Source organism: Acidovorax sp. KNOB132 (genome assembly GCF_057541515.1).
In genome coordinates this window covers 1-1,131 of record NZ_BAAJYT010000559.1, presented here as the reverse complement: position 1 = coordinate 1,131, position 1,131 = coordinate 1, and the positions used below count along the sequence as shown (strand labels likewise).

At 72.8% G+C, this 1,131-nt stretch carries 3 protein-coding genes; all 3 read right to left on the bottom strand.

Going from position 1 to position 1,131, the window contains the following annotated elements:
- On the bottom strand, positions 1-317 hold a 317-nt coding region (locus AC27IO_RS24635; RefSeq protein WP_498741266.1), incomplete at its 3' end, for a carboxyl transferase domain-containing protein.
- On the bottom strand, positions 314-646 hold the full coding sequence (mdcC, locus tag AC27IO_RS24630; protein WP_272564053.1) for a malonate decarboxylase acyl carrier protein: 333 nt from the start codon (positions 644-646) through the stop codon (positions 314-316). The genes mdcC and AC27IO_RS24635, both read right to left, overlap by 4 nt.
- Positions 647-656: 10 nt before the next feature.
- The coding region (locus AC27IO_RS24625) for a malonate decarboxylase subunit alpha (RefSeq protein WP_498741265.1) at positions 657-1,131 on the bottom strand (475 nt) is incomplete at its 5' end.

The following is a 1,131-nucleotide window of genomic DNA, read 5'->3' as shown; positions in this document are numbered from 1 at the left end:
GACTCGGCCAGCAGCAGCACGGCCGTGGGCCGGTCGCGCAGCGCGCGCCGCAGCAGGCCCACGAGCTTGGCGCCATGCACTTCGCCCACGCCGCCGCCCATGAACTCGCCCTCCTGCGCGGCCACGAAGATGGGCCGCCCGCCCAGCGTGGCGCGGCCGACGGCCACGCCGTCGTCGAAGGCCGAGGGCACGCCCAGTTGCGCCAGGTGCGGGCTGGTCACGCGCTCGGCCGGCGGCAGCCATTCATGGAAGCTGCCGGGATCCAGCAGGTGGGCCAGGCGCTCGCGCGCGCTGCATTCCGCGTAGCTCAGACTCATGGCCGCGCTCCCGGCAGTTCGGCCACGGCCTGGTCGAGCCGCAGTCCCACCACGGCGGGCGTGGCGCCCATGTCGTTGATGGCGATGCGCACGCCGGCCAAGGCGTGGCGCGCATGGAAGTCGTCCAGTACCGCCTGCCAGATCGGGCCGAAGCCGCGCGCCGAGGTCTCCACGCGCACCGAGCAGCCGGTGCCGCTGTCGGGCTCCAGCAGCACCTCGAGGTTGCCGGAGCCGACCACGCCGACCAGCACGGGGGCGAAGGGGCCTGTGGGTCGGCCGCCGGGAAAGGAAAAGTCCAGGGTTTCGAGCCCTGCGGGAATGTCGCTCATGGGGTGCCTCCTACCAGTTCCGGAATCTCTTGGGCGGCTGGTACAGTCCGCCCGACGCGCGAACCAGGTCGCGCATGCTGCGCGCGGCCAGCAGGTTGCGCGTGGCATCGCGCGGGTCGATGCCCAGATCCTGCGGGCGGTGGATCACGCCGCGGTCGCGCAGGTTCTCCACCGCGCGCCGGTCGCGGGCCAAGCCCACCGCGGTATAGCCCGCCACGCCGCGGATGGCCTGCTCGCGCTCTTCATCGCTGCGGCACAGCAGCAGGTTGGCGATGCCTTCCTCGGTGAGGATATGGGTCACGTCGTCGCCGTAGATCATGATGGGCGGCAGCGCCATGCCGGCCTGCTCCTGCAGCGTCCAGGCGTCCAGCCGTTCCACGAACGCGGGCTGCATGTGCTCGCGGAAGGTCTCCACCATCTGCACCACGAGCTTTTGCCCGCGCGGCGTGCCGGCCGCGCCGGTGCGGCCCGCCCGCGCCTGCGCG

Bases quoted from the DNA above. Each gene is read 5' to 3' on its own strand.
- mdcC (WP_272564053.1), bottom strand. From the start codon at position 646: ATGAGCGACATTCCCGCAGGGCTCGAAACCCTGGACTTTTCCTTTCCC.